The following is a 17,281-nucleotide window of genomic DNA, read 5'->3' on the forward strand; positions in this document are numbered from 1 at the left end:
GCGCCCGGGAGGCATCACTGCTGGAGGCGGATGCTCGTCGGCTCGATCGAGTCGGAGCCGGTGAACTCGGCGCCGTTCCCGAACACCGTGAGCACGTTGCTCGCGAAGGGCAGGACGTCGACGTTGCCCACGAGCGCCTGCTCGGCCTCGAACCAGGTGTCGCAGCTGTCGGTGCCGACGAGGCCCATCGCCGCCGTCGCGGTCGCCTCGTAGTCGGCGTTCGCGATCGACGCGAAGTTCACGCCGCCGTCGGCCGGGGTCGGGCCCGTGAGGAAGCCGAGCAGCTGATCGGGGGTGTTCACGTTGAGGGGCTCCCAGATGAGGTCCCAGTCGCCGCCGCCGAACATGACGCCCGACACCTCGTCGGTGGGCATGGTCGACGCGTCGACCTGGACGCCCAGCTCGGTCCATGCCGCGACCGCCAGCTCGGCCGCGGCGGCACCGCCGGTGCCGAGCGCGGAGTCGTGGATGAACGTGACGGCCAGCGGGGCGCCGTCCTTCGACCAGCCGTCGCCGGACTTGGCCCAGCCTGCGGCCTCGAGCGTGGCGGCCGCCTGGTCCGCCCCCGACTCGGGGAGTGCCGAGGTGAAGTCGCCGCCGACGCACGCGGCGGGTGCCGCGACCGCGAGCTGCGTGGCACGGACGCCGGTGCCCGACGTGATCACGTTCGCGAGTTCGTCGAGGTCGAGCGCCTGGGCGAGCGCCGTGCGCACGGCGAGATCGGCCGTGACGCGGCCTGCGGCCTGGTTGAACCAGGTCTCGCCCGTGATGGCCTGGCTGTCGAACGCCTCCTTGCCGGCCAGTCGCTCGGCGTCCGGCCCGATGACCAGGGCCGCGTTGACGTCGCCCGACAGCAGGAGGTTCGCCGCCGTGGTCTCGTTGGGCACGACGCGGAGTTCGACCGACGCGGGCATGCCGGGCTCGTCGGTCGTGGCACCGTCGGGACCCCACGCGTAGCCGTCGCGGACCTCGTAACTGTAGTGGTCGTTCGAGGCGACCTCGGCGACCGTGTACGGCCCGGTGCCGTCGGTGCCCTCGACGAGGGTCGAGCGGTCGGCCAGGCCGGCGTCGCAGACCATCGCGACCTGCGCGAGCCCCTCGACCACGAACGGCGCGGGCGCGGCGAGCGTCAGGGTGAGCGTGCCGGCCTCGTCGTCGGCCTCGGCCGTCACGCCCGCCGGGACGAAGGCGCCCAGCAGCGGGCTCGCGTTCTCGGGGTCGGCGATGAAGTCGATGTTGCCCTTCGCGGTCGACGCGGTGAACGGGGTGCCGTCGGCGCAGGTGACGTCGTCGCGGAGGGTGAACGACACGGTCGTGCCGTCGACCGCCCACTCCGACGCGAGGCCCGTCGAGAGCACGCCGTCGGCGTCGAGGTTGACGAGCGAGTCGTACGCGAACTTCGAGGCGGCGAACGCGGCGCTCGTCGCGCCGAGGTGCGGGTCGAGCGATCCGACGTCGGTCGCGATGGCGTAGACGAACGAGCCGCCGGCCGCGGAGTCGGAGTCGGCGTTCGACCCGCCGCCCGAGCAGCCGGCGAGCGCGAGCACGCCGACGAGCGGGAGGCCGATCAGTGCGGCGCCGCGGCGGCCGCGTGGGAGGTCGCTGAGGTTCATGCGGATCCTTCGGGGTCGGTGCGCGGTGCGGGCCGCGCGATGCAGGATGGGACGGTACGGTGCGGGGCAGAGCGGTACGGTGCGGGGCAGAGCGGTGCGGTGCGGTGCGGTGCGGGGGGGGGGGTTCGTGGACGGTGCTGTGGGGTGCTCGTGCTCGTGCTCAGGCGGTCGCGCGGGGCATCGCCCGACCGGTGTGCAGGAACGCCGCGCGCCCCTGCCCGTCGTCGCCGAGGAACACGTAGATCCAGTGGGTGCCCATCTTCTGCTCGGTCGTGATGAGCGACCCGTCGCCGTGCGGGACGACCCGTGCGGGCGGCGCCGCCGACACGAGCGAGGCGAACTCGCCCTTGCCCACGTCCTGGGCCCAGAGCCGTCCCTCCTCGTCGACGGTGACGACCACGTCCATGACGGACGCCGAGTAGGTGCCGACGAATCGTGCCGCCGCGACCTCGTCGAGCACCGCCTCCGCGTCGGCCGGCGTCTGCGGCGCGCGCAGCACGTCGCCGCCGGTGAGCCGCGCGAAGAGCGATTCGAAGAGCTCGCGCGAGATCGACATGACGTCGCCGCCGTTCGTGAGCAGGGCGACCGCGACGCCGGCCTCGGGCAGCACCCGCAGGAACGCGTTCTGGCCGATCGTGCTGCCGTCGTGCGAGATCATCGGGCCGGCGGGGGTCGGGTCGAGCTCCCAGCCGAGCCCCCACGACTCGCCCATGAGGCCGATGTCGGGGACGCCGACCTGGACCTCCTGCATGGCGGCGACGGATGCCTCGGAGAGCACGCGCGTGCCGTCGGCGGCGAGGCCGCCCGACGCGTGCATGCGCGCGAACGCGAGCAGGTCGGCGACGCGCATGGCGAGCGTCGATCCGGCGGGGCCGTTGGAGCGGACCAGCGACCAGATCGGCGCCGGGACGAGGACGCCCTCGGGGCCGGGGAGGTGGCCCTGCGCGACGCGGTGCATGATCGCCTCGTACGGACCGGGGGCTGCATGCGCGAGGCCGAGCGGCCGGAGGAGCCGCTCGGTGAGCACGTCGTCGTAGGCGCCGTCGCGCAGCACCTCGACGAGCCGGCCGAGCACGACGTATCCGGCGTTGTTGTACGAGAACTGCGTGCCTGGCTCGAACAGCTGCGGGGTGTCCGCGAGGGTCGCGACGTACTTCTCGACGCAGTCGTCGCCACGGCCGGTGTCGGTGAACAGGTCGCCCTCGAAGCCCGCCTGGTGCGACAGGAGGTGCCGGGCGGTGATGACGGCAGCGGCATCCTCGTCGGCGATGCGGAACTCGGGCAGGTAGGTGCGGATGGGCACGTCGAGGTCGAGCAGGCCGTCGTCGACGAGCTGCATGACGAGGGTCGCCGTCCAGACCTTGGTGATGGAGCCGATCTGGAAGAGCGCGTCGTCGGTGGCCTCGACGCCGGTGCCGAGGTGCAGCACGCCCGTGGCGTGGCCGACGACCTCGCCGTCGACCAGGACGCCGGCGGCAGCGGCGGGGACGCCGTGCGATTCGATGAGGCGCGGGAGCTCGGCCTCCAGCCACTCGCGGATGCCTTCGGCCGTCGCGAGCGGGGCGGTGGGTGCGGTGGGGTTCGCCATGGCACGACGGTACGAGTCGCGCGACACCGCTCGTTCGTCGGAACGGACGACGTTCGGTGGTCGTGTTCGTGCGATCGCACAGCGCGGCGGATGGGCGGGCCGTGGATGCTGTCCCTATGCACACGACCGCGCGCCCGACGGCGAACGACGCCGCCACCCTGGGCGACCTCGTGACCCCCGGCCACCCGCCGACCGGCGAGAGAACCGGCAATAGAACCGGCGAGGCAACCGGAGCGGCCGGCGACGCCATCCGAACCGGGGCCCACGGCGCCGCGTCGCTCGCCGGGCCGGCGCGACGCATGGCGGACGAGGCGCTCGCCGCCGCCGGCATCCGGATGCTCGACGCGCACGATCGCACCGCCGCCGAGCAGGTCGAGTCCGTGCTCTCGGACATCTGGGGACGGGACGACGGCATGATCGACCCGGCCCTGCTCGTCGCCATGGCGCACGCGGGCAACCTGGTCGCCCTCGTGTCCGCCGGCGACGCGCCGATCGGCGCTGCCGTCGGCTTCTGCGGCCCGCCCGGGGCGCCGTTCCACTCCCACATCGTGGGACTCCTGCCCGAGGCCGTCGGGGCCGGCCGCGGCCGCGCGGTCAAGCTCGCGCAACGCGCCTGGTGCCTCGAACGCGGCATCGACGAGATGACGTGGACCTTCGATCCGCTCGTCGCGCGCAACGCGTACTTCAACCTCCGCAGGCTCGGGGCGACGGCGCTCGAATACCTGCCGGACTTCTACGGGGTGATGACCGATGCGATCAACGCCGGACAGCACTCGGATCGCGTGCTCATCCGGTGGGACCTCGCGCAGGAACCGCCCAGTGCGGAGGCCACCCGCGTCGAACTCCCCCTCGACGCCGTCACGGCGGCCGTCGCCGACCTCGACGGCGAGCCGACGCCGTACGTCGCACCGGCCGTCACCGCTGTCGTGACGACCGTCGCCGTCCCGGAGGACATCGAGCGCCTGCGCCGCGCCGATCCCGACGCCGCACGTCGCTGGCGCACCGAGACCCGTGCGGCGTTCCTCGACCTGCTGGGGTCGGGCTGGGCGATCACCGGGTTCACCCGGTCATCCCGGTACGTGCTGCGACGAGCGAACCCCGCCGCCATGGAAGGATCCACCGCCGAATGAAGCTCCTCAGCCTCCGCCTCCACCACCTCGCGATGCCGCTCGTCGCGCCCTTCACGACCTCGTTCGGCACCCAGACCGCGAAGCGGTGCTTCCTCGTCGAGGCGACGCTCGAGACCGCCGACGGCGCGGTCGTGACCGGGTGGGGCGAGAACGTCGCGCTGGACCGCCCCGTGTACTCGCCCGAGTACCTCGACGGCGCGGCGGACGTCGTCGAACGATGGCTCGCTCCCCTGCTCTTCGCCGCCGGCGACCTCACCGCCGAGACCGTCGGCCACCTCCTGCACCGCATCGTCGGCAACCCGATGGCGAAGGCCTCGGTCGAGATGGCCGTGCTCGACGCCCAGTTGCGGGCCGAGGGCCGCTCGTTCGCCTCGTACCTCGGCGCCGTCGCCGAGACGGTGCCCTCGGGCGTGTCCGTCGGCATCCAGGACTCGGTCGCCGCGACCGTCGGCGTCGTCGGCGGCTACGTCGACCAGGGGTACGCGCGCATCAAGCTCAAGATCCAGCCCGGATCGGATGTCGCGCACGTCGCGGCCGTCCGACGCGAGTTCGGCGACGACCTCCCGTTCCAGGTCGATGCGAACGCGGCGTACACGCTGGTGGATGCCGCGCACCTGCGCCGGCTCGACGACTACGGGCTGCTGCTGATCGAGCAGCCGCTCGGCGAGGCCGACCTGCGCCAGCACGCCCAGCTCGCGAAGCTCATGCACACGCCGATCTGCCTCGACGAGTCGATCGTGTCCGCCGAGGCCGCCGCCGACGCGATCGCGCTCGGATCGGCGTCGGTGATCAACATCAAGCCGGGCCGGGTGGGCGGCTACCTCGAAGCCCGCCGCATCCACGACATCGCGCGGGCGAACGGGGTCGCGGTGTGGTGCGGCGGGATGCTCGAGACCGGGGTCGGCCGCGCGGCGAACGCGGCCCTCGCCGCTCTGCCCGGCTTCACGCTGCCGGGCGACATCTCCGGGTCCGACCGTTTCTACGCCGAGGACATCACGACCGAGCCGATCCGGATGCACGACGGCGTCGTCGACGTGCCGACCGGCCCGGGCTTCGGCGTCGAGGTCGACCCGGAGCGCCTCGAGCGGTTCCGCGTCGGACTGGTCGAGCTCGCGCCCTGAGCTCGCCGGCGGCGGGTACCGCCGCCCAGGAGTCGCAGTCGGATGCCTGCCCGTCAGGGGCGTCGCGCCCGGAGCTCCGGGAAGATCCGCAGCTGCAGCTGCGCCGCGAACCGTGCCTCCGGGTCGGCGAGGTCCATCTCCGCAACCCCGGCGAGGCGCTTCAGCCGGTACCGGAACGTGTTCGGGTGGATGTGGAGGGCGTCGGCCGCGGCCGAGACGTCGCCGAGGTGGTCCAACCACGCCCGGAGCGTCTCGACGAACGCAGTGTCGTGCTCGACGTCGTGCTCGTGCAGTCGCGCGACCGGCCCGGTCATCTGCTCGCCGCCGGCCCGGACCCGATCGCGCAGTTCAAGAACGAGCGCCTCCACGTGGACCTCGCTGAACCGCGCGACCGCGGAGCGGGTGGCGGCGGAACGGGCATCCGCACCGCCGACGTGCTCGAGCCTGACCCGCAGGGCGCGCTCGGCGCTCTCGCGCGATCGCATCACGCCCTGCGGACCGCTGGAGACCCGGCCGATGCCGATCTGCACGGGCGTCCGCGTGCCGATCCTGGCCAGGAAGTCGTTCGCGAGCCGTGCGGCCTGCGCCTCGCCCTCGTCACCGGGTCGGACCGGAAGCAGGCCGTAGATCGTGCCGCCGAGCAGGGCCGCCGACGCCTTCGGATGCACGGCCGCGAGGTGCATCGCGACCGCATCCGCCATCCGTTGCGCCTGCGCCTGACGGTCGCCCTCACGGTCGATGCCGTCGCCCTCCCCCGTGCCGACGGCGGCGGCGAGCACGACGACCGGCGAGGCATCCAGTCCGAGGCGCTCGAGCGCGAACGCGGCGCCCTCCGCACCCTCGAGCGCCGTGCTCAGCAGGTCGGCGCGCAGGCGCCGCCCGACGTCGGCTCCGGCGCGCAGCCGCAGCAGGTGCAGGGCGACGACCTTCGCCGCGTCGCGCAGGGCCGCCGTGCGTTCCGCGTTGAGCTCCTCGGGGACCGCGGCCCAGATGGACCCCAGGATCTCGCCGCCGGCTCGCACCGCGATCGCGCACCTGGTCTTCAGCTCGGTGCCGTCGAAGGTCAGGTTCGCGTAGACCGGGTCGGGGCTCGAGTACAGCTGCTTGAAGACCCCGGCCTCGGTGAGCAACCGCGCGTACCGCTCGGGAACCTGCCGTTCGAGCACGGTCTCGATCCGCGACGGATCGGCCTCGTCCTGTCGGCTCGAGAAGGCGAGCACCCGGGAGTTGCGGTCCTCGATCGTGATCGGGGCGTCGAGGAGGGCGGCGATCGCGTTGGCGAGCGTGAACAGGTCGCCGCTCGGCAGTCCGCCGATCGCCTCATGCACGCGATCGTCGTCCGGCTCCGTGAGCAGGGCCGCGACCATCGCGCTGAGCTGCGCCCACGAGGCGCCGCGCGTCAGGCTGAGCAGCGCGACGCCGCGATCCCGCGCGAGCGCCGACGTCTCGTCGTCGAGCGCGACCGGCTCGCGCAGCACGACGGCGGATGCCCCGACGTCGTCGATCCGTTCGAGCACCGCACGCAGGTCGGCACCGCCCGACAGGCCGACGCCGAGCACGACGGCGCCGTCGGGGACCGCCTGGTCGTCGAACGGGTCGAAGACGACGACCCCGCCGATCCGCCGGTGCGGGTCGGGTATCGGTCCGAGCGGCGCGAGGAAGGTGGAACCCAGGTCGTCGAGGAGTCGCTCGACGGTCGGCAGCGCGCGCGCCGCCCCCGAGCGCGCGGGCTCCGCCCGGACCGCCGACCCGCGTGCGCCACTCGGCGCTGCGCTGCGCGAGGTACCACCGGGGAAGGAGCCGAACATGCGTTCCACCGTACGTCGGTGCGCACGGGGAGCCCGCATCGAGGCGGAGGTCGTCACGAGATCGCAACCTCATGCCCGACTTCTCGTTTCAGGAGATCGGAGGCTGCTCAGGACCGAATCGCCGATCGAGTCCTGAGCAGCCTCCGATCTCCTGAATCCGGCACGTCCGCTTGCCCGCCGCGTAGCCGCCGAGCGCAGACGCACGCGAGCACACACGACGAGCGCACACACGACGAGGGGCGGATGCCTCACGGCATCCGCCCCTCGAAGGTGACGCGTTATTCGGCGGTGGCCGCCAGGTCGGGCGTCGCGGGCCCGGTGCCGAGCGCGGCGCCGGCGTTCACGCCGATGCCGACCGGCAGCGCGCGCTGCGTCGTGGTGAACACGAACTCGCCGTCCTGGAAGTCGACCTTCACGTGGTCGCCCGAGTTGAGCTCGCCGTGCAGGATCTTCTCCGACAGGCGGTCCTCGATCTCGCGCTGCACCGCGCGGCGCAGCGGCCGGGCGCCGAGCGCCGGGTCGAACCCGACCTCGATGAGCCGCAGCTTGGCGGGCTGCGCGAGCTCGATCGTCATGTCGCGGTCGAGCATGCGCTCGCCCAGGCGCTTGATGAACAGGTCGACGATCTGGAGGAGCTCCTCCTTCGACAGCTGCGGGAACACGATGATGTCGTCGACGCGGTTCAGGAACTCGGGCTTGAAGTGCTTCTTCAGCTCCTCGTTGACCTTGGCGCGCATGAGGTCGTACCCGGTGCGCGAGTCACCCTCCATCTGGAAGCCGACGGGGCCGCCCGAGATGTCCTTCGTGCCGAGGTTGGTCGTCATGATGATGACCGTGTTCTTGAAGTCGACGACGCGACCCTGGCCGTCGGTGAGGCGGCCTTCCTCGAGGATCTGCAGCAGCGAGTTGAAGATGTCGGGGTGCGCCTTCTCGATCTCGTCGAAGAGCACGACCGAGAACGGCTTGCGCCGCACCTTCTCGGTGAGCTGGCCGCCCTCCTCGAAGCCGACGAACCCGGGAGGGGCGCCGAAGAGCCGCGAGACGGTGTGCTTCTCGCCGTACTCCGACATGTCGAGCGAGATCATCGCCGCCTCGTCGTCGAACAGGAACTCGGCGAGCGCCTTGGCGAGCTCGGTCTTTCCGACGCCGGTGGGGCCGGCGAAGATGAACGAGCCGGAGGGGCGCTTGGGGTCCTTGAGGCCCGCGCGCGTGCGGCGGATCGTGCGGCTGAGGGCGGCGATCGCGTCCTCCTGGCCGATGACGCGCTCGTGCAGCGCCTTCTCCATGAAGACGAGTCGGCTCGACTCCTCTTCCGTGAGCTTGAACACCGGGATGCCGGTGGCCTGCGCGAGCACCTCGGCGATCAGGCCCTCGTCGACGACGGCGGTCGTCTTGACGTCGCCCGACTTCCACTGCTTCTCGAGGCGGAGGCGCTCGCCGAGCAGGTTCTTCTCCTCGTCGCGCAGCGACGCGGCCTTCTCGAAGTCCTGCTCCTCGATCGCGGTCTCCTTCGCGGCGCGGACCACGGCGATCTTCTCGTCGAACTCGCGCAGCTCGGGCGGGCTCGACAGGATCGACAGGCGCAGGCGTGCGCCGGCCTCATCGATCAGGTCGATCGCCTTGTCCGGCAGGAACCGGTCTGAGATGTAGCGGTCGGCGAGGTTCGCCGCGGCGACGATCGCGCCGTCGGTGATCGACACCTTGTGGTGCGCCTCGTAGCGGTCGCGCAGCCCCTTCAGGATGTTGATCGCGTGGGGCAGGCTCGGCTCGGCGACCTGGATCGGCTGGAAGCGGCGCTCGAGCGCGGCGTCCTTCTCGAAGTGCTTGCGGTACTCGTCGAGCGTCGTCGCACCGATGGTCTGCAGCTCGCCGCGGGCGAGCAGGGGCTTCAGGATCGAGGCCGCGTCGATCGCGCCCTCGGCGGCGCCCGCGCCGACGAGCGTGTGGATCTCGTCGATGAAGACGATGATGTCGCCGCGGGTGCGGATCTCCTTGGTGACCTTCTTGAGGCGCTCCTCGAAGTCGCCGCGGTAGCGGGAACCGGCGATGAGCGAGCCGAGGTCGAGCGAGTAGAGCTGCTTGTCCTTGAGCGTCTCGGGGACTTCGCCCTTGACGATCGCCTGGGCGAGGCCCTCGACGACGGCGGTCTTGCCGACGCCGGGCTCGCCGATGAGGACGGGGTTGTTCTTGGAGCGGCGCGACAGGATCTGCATGACGCGCTCGATCTCCTTCTCGCGCCCGATCACCGGGTCGAGCTTGGACTCGCGGGCGGCCTGCGTGAGGTTGCGGCCGAACTGGTCGAGGATCTGCGAGCCGCCGGCGGGCTGCACCTGGTCGTTCGCGCCGACCTGCACCTGCTCCTTGCCCTGGTAGCCCGAGAGGAGCTGGATGACCTGCTGGCGCACGCGGTTGAGGTCGGCGCCGAGCTTGACGAGCACCTGGGCGGCGACGCCCTCGCCCTCGCGGATGAGGCCGAGCAGGATGTGCTCCGTGCCGATGTAGTTGTGGCCGAGCTGCAGCGCTTCGCGCAGCGACAGCTCGAGCACCTTCTTGGCGCGCGGCGTGAACGGGATGTGCCCGGTCGGCGGCTGCTGGCCCTGGCCGATGATGTCCTGCACCTGCTCGCGCACCGCGTCGAGCGAGATGTTCAGCGACTCGAGCGCCTTGGCGGCGACGCCCTCACCCTCGTGGATGAGGCCGAGCAGGATGTGCTCGGTGCCGATGTAGTTGTGGTTCAGCATCTTGGCCTCTTCTTGGGCCAGGACGACGACACGACGGGCTCGGTCGGTGAATCTCTCGAACATGCTCAACTCCTTGCGCGCAGGGTAGGTGCGTGCCGCGTACTTCGAGGGTAGGCGGATCGGCGGCGCCGCGGGCGGGTGTTCGCCGTGGGCGCACCGGGGGCTTGCGCCGGGGCATCCGCTCGTCGTAACATATCGATCATCGATATTATCGATGAACGATATGCAACGGATGTCCCGGCGAAGGCGGGATGCCGCCGCGAAGACCGGATGCCCCGACGAACGGAGACCACGATGCCCGCCACCGATTCCCGGCTGGGCCGAAGCGACCGGGTCGGCATGTACCTGACCATCGCGATCGGGGCGATCGGCGCCGTCGGCATCGCCGCGACCGCGGTCACCCGACTCGTCGAGGTGCTGCCCGGCACCGACGTCCCGGTGCTCGTGCCCTTCATGGACGAGACCGCGCCACTGCCGATCGGCCCCGACGGCGCCCTCGTCGACGTGCAGGTCGACCGGGCCGTCGTGACCGTGCCGCAGCCCGCGGCCGCCACGCAGTTCGCGCTCGTCGCCGAGCCGATCGTCGCCGGCCTCACCATGATCATCGCCGTCGCGCTCCTCGGCTGGTTCGCGTGGACGCTCGCACGCGGCAGCGCCTTCACCCGACGCAACGTGCGCGTCTTCTGGATCGGCACGTTCACGATCCTCGGCGGCTGGGTGCTCGGCGGGCTGTTCACGACGATGGGCGTGAACGGTGCGCTCTCGGCCGTCAGCGACTACACCTACGACGGCGTGCTGTTCTCGACCGACTTCGGTGCGCTCCTCGCGATCCTCGCGCTCGGCGTCGTCGGCGCCGCCTTCCAGGTCGGCGAACGCCTGCAGCGCGACAGCGAGGGCCTCGTCTGATGGTCGCCCCCGCGGCCGACCCCGGCGACGCGCACGAGATCCACTGCCGGCTCGACGAGCTGCTCGCCGAGCGCGGCATGACCCTCGCGCGGCTGAGCGAGCTCGTCGGCGTCACGGTCGTGAACCTCAGCGTGCTGAAGAACGACCGTGCCCGCGCCATCCGCTTCTCGACGCTCCAGGCGATCTGCGACGCGCTCGGCTGCGAGGTCGGCGACCTGCTCGTCCGGCGGCGCTGACGGAGCCGACGAGCGCACCGAGACGACGAAGGGGGTCGGCGCGCGCCGACCCCCTCCTGACGTTCGTCAGCTCACTTGACCGGAACCGTCAGCTCCTCGCCGGCGATCTGCACGGTCAGCTCCTGCGTGGGAGCGATGTTCATCGGCGTCCAGAAGACCGAGGTGTACGGCACGAAGTCCATCGTGCAGACCTGGTCGTCGGGGTACTGCTTCGTGACGATCTCGACCACGTTGCCCTCGCTCGCGGGCTGGATCACGCGGATGTCGGTGCCCACGACCGGGCACGTCGACGAGCCCCACGTCGTCACCGCGAGCTGCCCGCCCTGCTGGAGCCAGGTCCCGAAGGTCTCGCCCTCGACGACCGCGTGCCCGTCCTCGGCGTGCGAGTCCTCGCCCTCGTCCTCCTCGCCCTCGGCCTCCGCCGCTTCTTCGTCCTGCTCGACGATGTGGTCCGTGATGTGATCGCGCACCGGCTCACCGGGGTAGCTCTCGACCAGGGACTTCGGCGGCGCGCACGCCGCGAGCAGGAACACGGACGCGAGCACGGCGCCCCCGAGGACGGCGCGACGAAGGGAGGTGGAAGCCATGCGGCCATCGTACCGGCTCGGACGCGGCCGTCCGTTCTCCGGGCTGGCTAGGATGCGGCGCATGAGCAACCTCGAACGCGAGCCGGCCGAACTGGTCTGCCCTCCCGAGTCGGGCGGGCCGCCGACGATCGACGTGCTGCAGCCCCGTGAGGTCCCACTGGGCGGTCCGCGGGCGATGCCCGTCCGCCGGACCCTGCCGCAGCGCGGCCGCACGACGATCGGCGCGTGGTGCTTCGCCGACCACTACGGGCCCGACGAGGTCGCCGCGACCGGCGGCATGGTCGTGCCGCCCCACCCGCACACCGGCCTGCAGACCGTGAGCTGGCTGTTCGAGGGCGAGATCGAGCACCGCGACTCGACCGGCAGCGTCGAGCTCGTGCGCCCGGGCGCCGTCAACCTGATGACGGCCGGTCGCGGCATCTCGCACTCCGAGGTGTCGACGCCCGGCACGACGACCCTCCACGGCGTACAGCTCTGGGTGGCGCTGCCCGACGACGCCCGCGATACGACGCCCTTCTTCGAGCACGCCGACACCGACGAGGTCGGCATCGACGATGCGCTCGTCCGGGTGTTCGCGGGGGCGCTGCCCGGCGTTCCCTCGCGCACGGATGCGGGGCCCGAGGCATCCGTCACGGTCTTCTCGCCCCTCGTGGGTGCGCAGGTCGAGCTGCCGGCGGGCGGTGAGGCGTGGATCGACCTCGACCCGGCCTTCGAGCACGGCGTGCTCGTCGACCGCGGACCGGTGCGCATCACCATCGCCGCGCTCGACGAGGAGATCGGCGGCGAGATCGGCAGCGAGGGCGGCGGCGGCGCCGACCGGCCCGACGACGCCGACCCGCTCACCGAGACCGGGCATTCCGAACTCGTCGAGCGCAGCGCGCTCGCCTACCTCCCCGTCGGGCACGAGGGCGTGCGGCTGACCGCGACGGATGCCCCCGCCCGCGTGATCCTGATCGGCGGCGTGCCGTTCGGCGAGGAACTCGTCATGTGGTGGAACTTCATCGGCCGCTCGCACGACGAGGTCGCCGAGTACCGGCGGACCTGGCAGGCCGAGGTGATCGGCGGCGACGACCCCGACGGCCGGTTCGGCACGGTCGCCGGGTACGACGGCTCGCCGCTGCCGGCGCCGGAACTGCCGACGGTGCGGCTGAAGCCGCGCGGCTGACCGGTCACTCCAGCAGCGCGCGGCGCGCGGCGCGGGGCGCGCGGCGCGCGCCGCGGAGCTACTGCAGCGCGCTCGTGAGCCGCGCGAGGTTGTCGAGCACCGTCGACCGCAGCGGCTGCTGCATCCACTCGTCGAGCGTCAGCTCACGGCTGTCGCGACGGTATTGCGCCTCGACGCCGCGCATCTCGGCGACGAACGACGCGCCGCGCACCAGCAGCGACACCTCCATGTTGAGCTCGAACGAGCGGATGTCCATGTTGCTCGACCCGATGACGGCGACGTCGTCGTCGATCGTGAAGTGCTTCGCGTGCAGGATGTACGGCGCCCGGTACATGTAGATGTGCACGCCCGCCCGCAGCAGCGCCTCGTAGTACGACCGCTGCGCGTGGTAGACGAGCGCCTGGTCGCCGATCTCCGAGACGAACAGCTCGACGTGGATGCCCCGCTGCGTCGCACCGCTGATCGCGCGGAGCATCGCCTCGTCGGGCACGAAGTACGGCGACGTGATGATGATCTGCTCCTTCGCCGCGTACAGCAGCGCGAGGAAGAGCTTGAGGTTGTTCTCGTTCTGGAACCCGGGGCCGCTCGGCACGACCTGGCAGTCGAGGTTCTGCCGCTCCGCCGGCTGCTCGAGCGCCTCGAACTCCTCGCGGGTCAGGGCGTCGCCGGTCTCGAGGTACCAGTCGGTCGCGAAGATCGCGTCGAGGCCCGCGACGATCGGGCCCTCGAGCCGGGCGACGAGCTCCTTCCACTTGAGCCCGCGACGGATGTTGACCCGCTTGTTGTAGCTGCGGTCGATGATGTTCTGCGACCCGAGGAACCCGATCTCGCCGTCGACGACGAGGATCTTGCGGTGGTTGCGCAGGTCGGGCCGCTGGTACTTGCCCTTCAGGGGCTGCACCGGAAGCATGAGCCGCCAGTCGACGCCCATCTCGGTGAGCCGCCGGATCGTGCGCCGGTACCCCTTCGACCGCAGGGATGCCACGTGGTCGAGCAGCACCCGCACCTCGATTCCGCGCGCGACCGCATCGCCGAGCGCATCGAAGAAGGGCTTCGTCGTGCGGTCGAGGGCGAAGATGTAGAACTCGACGTGCACGAAGTGCCTCGCGTCGCGGATCGCGTCGGTCATCGCGTCGAGCGAGCCCTGGTAGTCGCCGATGAGGCTCGCGCTGTTCGAGCCGATGAGCGGCATGGCCCCCAGGTTGCGGTTCAACCGCACCACGCCCTCGAACCACGCCGGCCACTCGGCGGCGTCGCTCACACGCTCGATGCCGTGCGTGGATTCGCGGATGAACCGGTCGACCTCGGCCTGCTTCTCGCGGCGGCGCTTGGGCAGCTTCGGGTTGCCGATCAGCAGGAAGAAGAGCACCCCGAGGTAGGGGATGAAGAAGATCGCGAGCAACCACGCCATGCCCGCGGTGGGACGCCGGTTGCGGGGGACGACGATGATCGCGACGACGCGGATCACCAGGTCCAGCAGGAGCAACCCGATCGCGATGGTCGGTCCGACCCAACCGCCCCCGGCATCCCCCATGCCCGGGTCAGCCCGCCGGGTGTTCCCGGCCGAGCTTCGCGCGCTCCTCGGCCTCGATCTTGGCGTACACGTCGCGCTCCGTGCGGTCGGCCCGGAGGATCGCGCGCATGATGAACCAGAACAGCAGCCCGATGAGCACGGTGGGTGCCAGCGACCAGATCGCGTTGGCCCAGAAGTCGTCCATAGTCCCCTCAGAATACGACGGCGAAGCTCCGAATCCGCCTGTCGGGCGGTGATCGGATGCCCCGGGTCAGGTCAGCGCGCCCCAGAGGCCCGAGATCACGAGGTACAGGCCGATGCCGCCGACGATGATCCAGATGGCGAGACGGGTCGGCGAGGGCTTCTTCGGGTCACGCGGCTCGAGTTCGTCCTTGGGCAGGTAGTCGTTCATGCGGGTCGCCTCACTTCACCAGCGGGAACAGGATCGTCTCGCGGATGCCGAGCCCGGTGATGGCCATGAGCAGACGGTCGATGCCCATGCCCATGCCGCCGGTCGGCGGCATGCCGAACTCGAGGGCGCGCAGGAACTCCTCGTCCAGGCGCATCGCCTCGGGGTCGCCGCCCGCGGCCAGACGCGCCTGCTCGACGAAGCGGTCGCGCTGCACGACCGGATCGACGAGCTCGGAGTAGCCCGTCGCGAGCTCGAACCCGCGGATGTACAGGTCCCACTTCTCGACGACGCCCGGGATGCTCCGGTGCCACCGCACGAGCGGCGACGTGTCGAGCGGGAAGTCCATCACGAACGTCGGGCGCACGAGACCGCCCTTGACGTGGTGCTCCCACAGCTCCTCGACGTACTTGCCGGGCAGCGGGTGGTCGATCTCGATGCCCTCGGCGTCGGCCAGTTCCTTGAGGCGCGACATCGGGGTCTCGGGGGTGATCTCCTCGCCGACGGCCTCGGAGAGCGAACCGTACATCGAGATGCGGTCCCAGTCGCCGCCGAGGTCGTACTCGGTGCCGTCGGCCCAGGTCACGACGTGGGTGCCGGCGACGGCGAGCGCCGCGTCCTGGATGAGCTGCTGGGTCAGGTCGGCGATCGAGTGGTAGTCGCCGTACGCCTGGTACGCCTCGAGCATCGCGAACTCGGGCGAGTGCGTCGAGTCGGCGCCCTCGTTGCGGAAGTTGCGGTTGATCTCGAAGACCCGCTCGATACCGCCGACGACGGCGCGCTTGAGGTACAGCTCGGGCGCGATGCGCAGGTACAGCTCGGTGTCGAACGCGTTCGAGTGCGTCACGAACGGACGAGCGGATGCCCCGCCGTGCATCACCTGCAGCATCGGGGTCTCGACCTCGACGAAGCCGTGCGACGCGAACGTGGCGCGCAGGCTGGCGTTCACCTTCGCGCGGTCGACGACGTTGCGACGGGCCTGCTCGCGCGCGATCAGGTCGAGGTACCGGCTCCGCACCCGGGTCTCCTCGCTGAGCTCGGAGTGCAGGTTCGGCAGCGGCAGCACGGCCTTCGCGGCGATGCGCCAGTCGTTCACCATGATCGACAGCTCGCCGCGGCGGCTCGTGATGACCTCGCCGGCGACGAAGACGTGATCGCCCAGGTCGACGAGCTCCTTCCACGCCGCGAGCGACTCCTCGCCGACCTCGGCGAGCGAAACCATCGCCTGGATGCGACTGCCGTCGCCCGACTGGAGCGCCGCGAAGCACAGCTTGCCGGTGTTGCGCAGGTGCACGATGCGACCGGCGAGGCCGACCTGCTCGCCGCTCGCCTCGTCGACGCCGAGACCGACGAAGCGGTCGCGGACCTCTGGGATCGTCGCGGTCACGGGGACGCCGACCGGGTAGGCGCCGCCGCCGAGCTCGGCGCCGTCGTTCAGCCGCTCGCGCTTGGACAGACGCACGGCCTTCTGCTCCGAGATCTCCTCGGCGGTGGGCTCGGGTGCGGCATCCGTGGGGTTGTCGGCCATGATTCTCTCTCGTCGGCGCGGAAACGTGCGGATGACAGCCTACCGGGGCGGACCTGGGCGGCTCCCGGCGGTCGAGCCACCGACGATCGAGCCCGGCGAGACCCCGCTATCCCAGCGTGATGCGCGCGTTGTCGATGAGCCGGGTCGCGCCGACGCGGGCTGCGACCAGCACGATCGCGTCACCCGAGGCATCCGATTCGACCGGCAGGAACGTCGCCGGATCGACGACGACGAGGTAGTCGGGCTGCACCTCGTGCGCGCCGAACGCGGCATCCGCCTCGGCGAGCACCTCGGCGAGGCCCTGCGGCGCCGCCTCCGCGGCGGCGGCGAGCGCCTCCGAGAGCGCGAGCGCGGCGCGGCGGTCGTCGGCCGACAGGAACCGGTTGCGGCTCGACAACGCGAGGCCATCGGCTTCGCGCACCGTCGGCACGACGTCGATCGCGATCGGCACGTCGAGGTCGCGCACCATGCGTTCGACGAGGAACACCTGCTGCGCGTCCTTCTGCCCGAAGCAGGCGACGTCGGCACGGCTGATGTGGAACAGCTTCGCGACGACCGTGAGCATGCCGTCGAAGTGCCCGGGGCGCGAAGCGCCCTCGTAGAGCGATCCGACGCCGCCCGCGACGACGCGCGTCGAGCTCGGGCCGTCGGGGTACATCTCGGAGACGCTCGGCGCGAACACCGCGGTCACGCCGAGCCCGTCGAGCGCGGCGAGGTCGGCGTCGAGCGTGCGCGGGTACCGGTCGAGGTCCTCGCCGGGGCCGAACTGCAGCGGGTTCACGAAGATCGAGACGATGACGACGTCGGCGAGCTCGCGGGCCCGGCGCACGAGCGCCAGGTGGCCGTCGTGCAGCGCACCCATCGTCGGCACGAGCGCGACCGTGGCTCCCGCCGCGCGGCGCTCGGCGACGAGGGATCGGAGCTCGGCCACCGTGT

At 71.4% G+C, this 17,281-nt stretch carries 15 protein-coding genes; 5 read left to right on the forward strand and 10 right to left on the reverse strand.

Annotated features, from left to right (window positions below; genetic code table 11):
- Positions 1-14 precede the first annotated feature (14 nt).
- Positions 15-1,613, reverse strand: coding sequence for an ABC transporter substrate-binding protein (locus tag ELQ40_RS14495; RefSeq protein ID WP_127794319.1), 1,599 nt, complete (start codon positions 1,611-1,613; stop codon positions 15-17).
- A gap of 160 nt (positions 1,614-1,773) precedes the next feature.
- Entirely contained in the window at positions 1,774-3,201 is a 1,428-nt protein-coding gene (locus ELQ40_RS14500; RefSeq protein ID WP_127794320.1) for a serine hydrolase, read from the reverse strand.
- 116 nt (positions 3,202-3,317) lie between these two features.
- Here ELQ40_RS14500 and ELQ40_RS14505 point away from each other — a divergent pair, with 116 nt between their 5' ends.
- The gene (locus tag ELQ40_RS14505; RefSeq protein WP_127794321.1) at positions 3,318-4,331 is read left to right on the forward strand and encodes a GNAT family N-acetyltransferase; all 1,014 of its coding nucleotides are present in this window, start codon (positions 3,318-3,320) and stop codon (positions 4,329-4,331) included.
- A complete protein-coding gene (gene menC, locus ELQ40_RS14510) occupies positions 4,328-5,452 on the forward strand; it encodes an o-succinylbenzoate synthase (protein ID WP_127794322.1) in 1,125 nt (374 codons plus the stop codon). The genes ELQ40_RS14505 and menC overlap by 4 nt, the downstream gene beginning before the upstream one ends.
- 53 nt (positions 5,453-5,505) lie before the next feature.
- Here menC and ELQ40_RS14515 read toward each other — a convergent pair whose 3' ends face one another.
- Together ELQ40_RS14515 and ELQ40_RS14520 are read right to left on the reverse strand one after the other, a co-directional pair.
- Positions 5,506-7,260 carry a CdaR family transcriptional regulator gene (locus tag ELQ40_RS14515; protein ID WP_127794323.1) on the reverse strand — a complete coding sequence of 585 codons (1,755 nt, stop codon included), beginning with the start codon at positions 7,258-7,260 and terminating at the stop codon, positions 5,506-5,508.
- Positions 7,261-7,538: 278 nt separating this feature from the next.
- Positions 7,539-10,064: an ATP-dependent Clp protease ATP-binding subunit gene (locus ELQ40_RS14520; protein ID WP_127794324.1), complete on the reverse strand. Its 2,526-nt coding sequence runs from the start codon at positions 10,062-10,064 to the stop codon at positions 7,539-7,541.
- Between the two features lie 231 nt (positions 10,065-10,295).
- Between ELQ40_RS14520 and ELQ40_RS14525 the strand changes: the two genes are divergently transcribed.
- Together ELQ40_RS14525 and ELQ40_RS14530 are read left to right on the forward strand one after the other, a co-directional pair.
- Positions 10,296-10,907 (forward strand): hypothetical protein, encoded by a 612-nt coding sequence (locus tag ELQ40_RS14525; protein WP_127794325.1) that lies wholly within the window; start codon positions 10,296-10,298, stop codon positions 10,905-10,907.
- Positions 10,907-11,143: a helix-turn-helix transcriptional regulator gene (locus ELQ40_RS14530; protein WP_127794326.1), complete on the forward strand. Its 237-nt coding sequence runs from the start codon at positions 10,907-10,909 to the stop codon at positions 11,141-11,143. Before ELQ40_RS14525 ends, ELQ40_RS14530 begins: the two co-directional genes overlap by 1 nt.
- A gap of 71 nt (positions 11,144-11,214) precedes the next feature.
- Here ELQ40_RS14530 and ELQ40_RS14535 read toward each other — a convergent pair whose 3' ends face one another.
- Positions 11,215-11,730 (reverse strand): hypothetical protein, encoded by a 516-nt coding sequence (locus ELQ40_RS14535; protein ID WP_127794327.1) that lies wholly within the window; start codon positions 11,728-11,730, stop codon positions 11,215-11,217.
- Positions 11,731-11,791: 61 nt separating this feature from the next.
- On the opposite strand from ELQ40_RS14535, the gene ELQ40_RS14540 reads away from it, so the two are divergent.
- Positions 11,792-12,895 (forward strand): pirin family protein, encoded by a 1,104-nt coding sequence (locus tag ELQ40_RS14540; RefSeq protein ID WP_127794328.1) that lies wholly within the window; start codon positions 11,792-11,794, stop codon positions 12,893-12,895.
- A gap of 58 nt (positions 12,896-12,953) precedes the next feature.
- On the opposite strand, the gene cls is transcribed toward ELQ40_RS14540, so the two are convergent.
- The 5 genes from cls to panC all read right to left on the reverse strand — a co-directional run bounded on the left by cls (position 12,954) and on the right by panC (position 17,276).
- Positions 12,954-14,429: a cardiolipin synthase gene (gene cls / locus ELQ40_RS14545; RefSeq protein WP_127794329.1), complete on the reverse strand. Its 1,476-nt coding sequence runs from the start codon at positions 14,427-14,429 to the stop codon at positions 12,954-12,956.
- Positions 14,430-14,436: 7 nt separating this feature from the next.
- Entirely contained in the window at positions 14,437-14,613 is a 177-nt protein-coding gene (locus ELQ40_RS18815; RefSeq protein WP_164863617.1) for a hypothetical protein, read from the reverse strand.
- A gap of 66 nt (positions 14,614-14,679) precedes the next feature.
- Positions 14,680-14,820 (reverse strand): hypothetical protein, encoded by a 141-nt coding sequence (locus ELQ40_RS18820; protein ID WP_164863619.1) that lies wholly within the window; start codon positions 14,818-14,820, stop codon positions 14,680-14,682.
- A gap of 10 nt (positions 14,821-14,830) precedes the next feature.
- The gene (gene lysS / locus ELQ40_RS14550; RefSeq protein ID WP_127794330.1) at positions 14,831-16,345 is read right to left on the reverse strand and encodes a lysine--tRNA ligase; all 1,515 of its coding nucleotides are present in this window, start codon (positions 16,343-16,345) and stop codon (positions 14,831-14,833) included.
- A gap of 106 nt (positions 16,346-16,451) precedes the next feature.
- On the reverse strand, positions 16,452-17,276 hold the full coding sequence (gene panC, locus ELQ40_RS14555; RefSeq protein WP_240666056.1) for a pantoate--beta-alanine ligase: 825 nt from the start codon (positions 17,274-17,276) through the stop codon (positions 16,452-16,454).
- Positions 17,277-17,281 lie beyond the last annotated feature (5 nt).

This window comes from Agromyces sp. LHK192, from assembly GCF_004006235.1.
Classification (GTDB): Bacteria; Actinomycetota; Actinomycetes; order Actinomycetales; family Microbacteriaceae; genus Agromyces.

Excerpts from the sequence above, each read along its gene's own strand:
- ELQ40_RS14495 (WP_127794319.1), bottom strand. The coding sequence starts at position 1,613 with ATGAACCTCAGCGACCTCCCACGCGGCCGCCGCGGCGCCGCACTGATC.
- ELQ40_RS14500 (WP_127794320.1), bottom strand. The coding sequence starts at position 3,201 with ATGGCGAACCCCACCGCACCCACCGCCCCGCTCGCGACGGCCGAAGGC.
- ELQ40_RS14505 (WP_127794321.1), top strand. The coding sequence starts at position 3,318 with ATGCACACGACCGCGCGCCCGACGGCGAACGACGCCGCCACCCTGGGC.
- menC (WP_127794322.1), top strand. The coding sequence starts at position 4,328 with ATGAAGCTCCTCAGCCTCCGCCTCCACCACCTCGCGATGCCGCTCGTC.
- ELQ40_RS14515 (WP_127794323.1), bottom strand. The coding sequence starts at position 7,260 with ATGTTCGGCTCCTTCCCCGGTGGTACCTCGCGCAGCGCAGCGCCGAGT.
- ELQ40_RS14520 (WP_127794324.1), bottom strand. The coding sequence starts at position 10,064 with ATGTTCGAGAGATTCACCGACCGAGCCCGTCGTGTCGTCGTCCTGGCC.
- ELQ40_RS14525 (WP_127794325.1), top strand. The coding sequence starts at position 10,296 with ATGCCCGCCACCGATTCCCGGCTGGGCCGAAGCGACCGGGTCGGCATG.
- ELQ40_RS14530 (WP_127794326.1), top strand. The coding sequence starts at position 10,907 with ATGGTCGCCCCCGCGGCCGACCCCGGCGACGCGCACGAGATCCACTGC.
- ELQ40_RS14535 (WP_127794327.1), bottom strand. The coding sequence starts at position 11,730 with ATGGCTTCCACCTCCCTTCGTCGCGCCGTCCTCGGGGGCGCCGTGCTC.
- ELQ40_RS14540 (WP_127794328.1), top strand. The coding sequence starts at position 11,792 with ATGAGCAACCTCGAACGCGAGCCGGCCGAACTGGTCTGCCCTCCCGAG.
- cls (WP_127794329.1), bottom strand. The coding sequence starts at position 14,429 with ATGGGGGATGCCGGGGGCGGTTGGGTCGGACCGACCATCGCGATCGGG.
- ELQ40_RS18815 (WP_164863617.1), bottom strand. The coding sequence starts at position 14,613 with ATGGACGACTTCTGGGCCAACGCGATCTGGTCGCTGGCACCCACCGTG.
- ELQ40_RS18820 (WP_164863619.1), bottom strand. The coding sequence starts at position 14,820 with ATGAACGACTACCTGCCCAAGGACGAACTCGAGCCGCGTGACCCGAAG.
- lysS (WP_127794330.1), bottom strand. The coding sequence starts at position 16,345 with ATGGCCGACAACCCCACGGATGCCGCACCCGAGCCCACCGCCGAGGAG.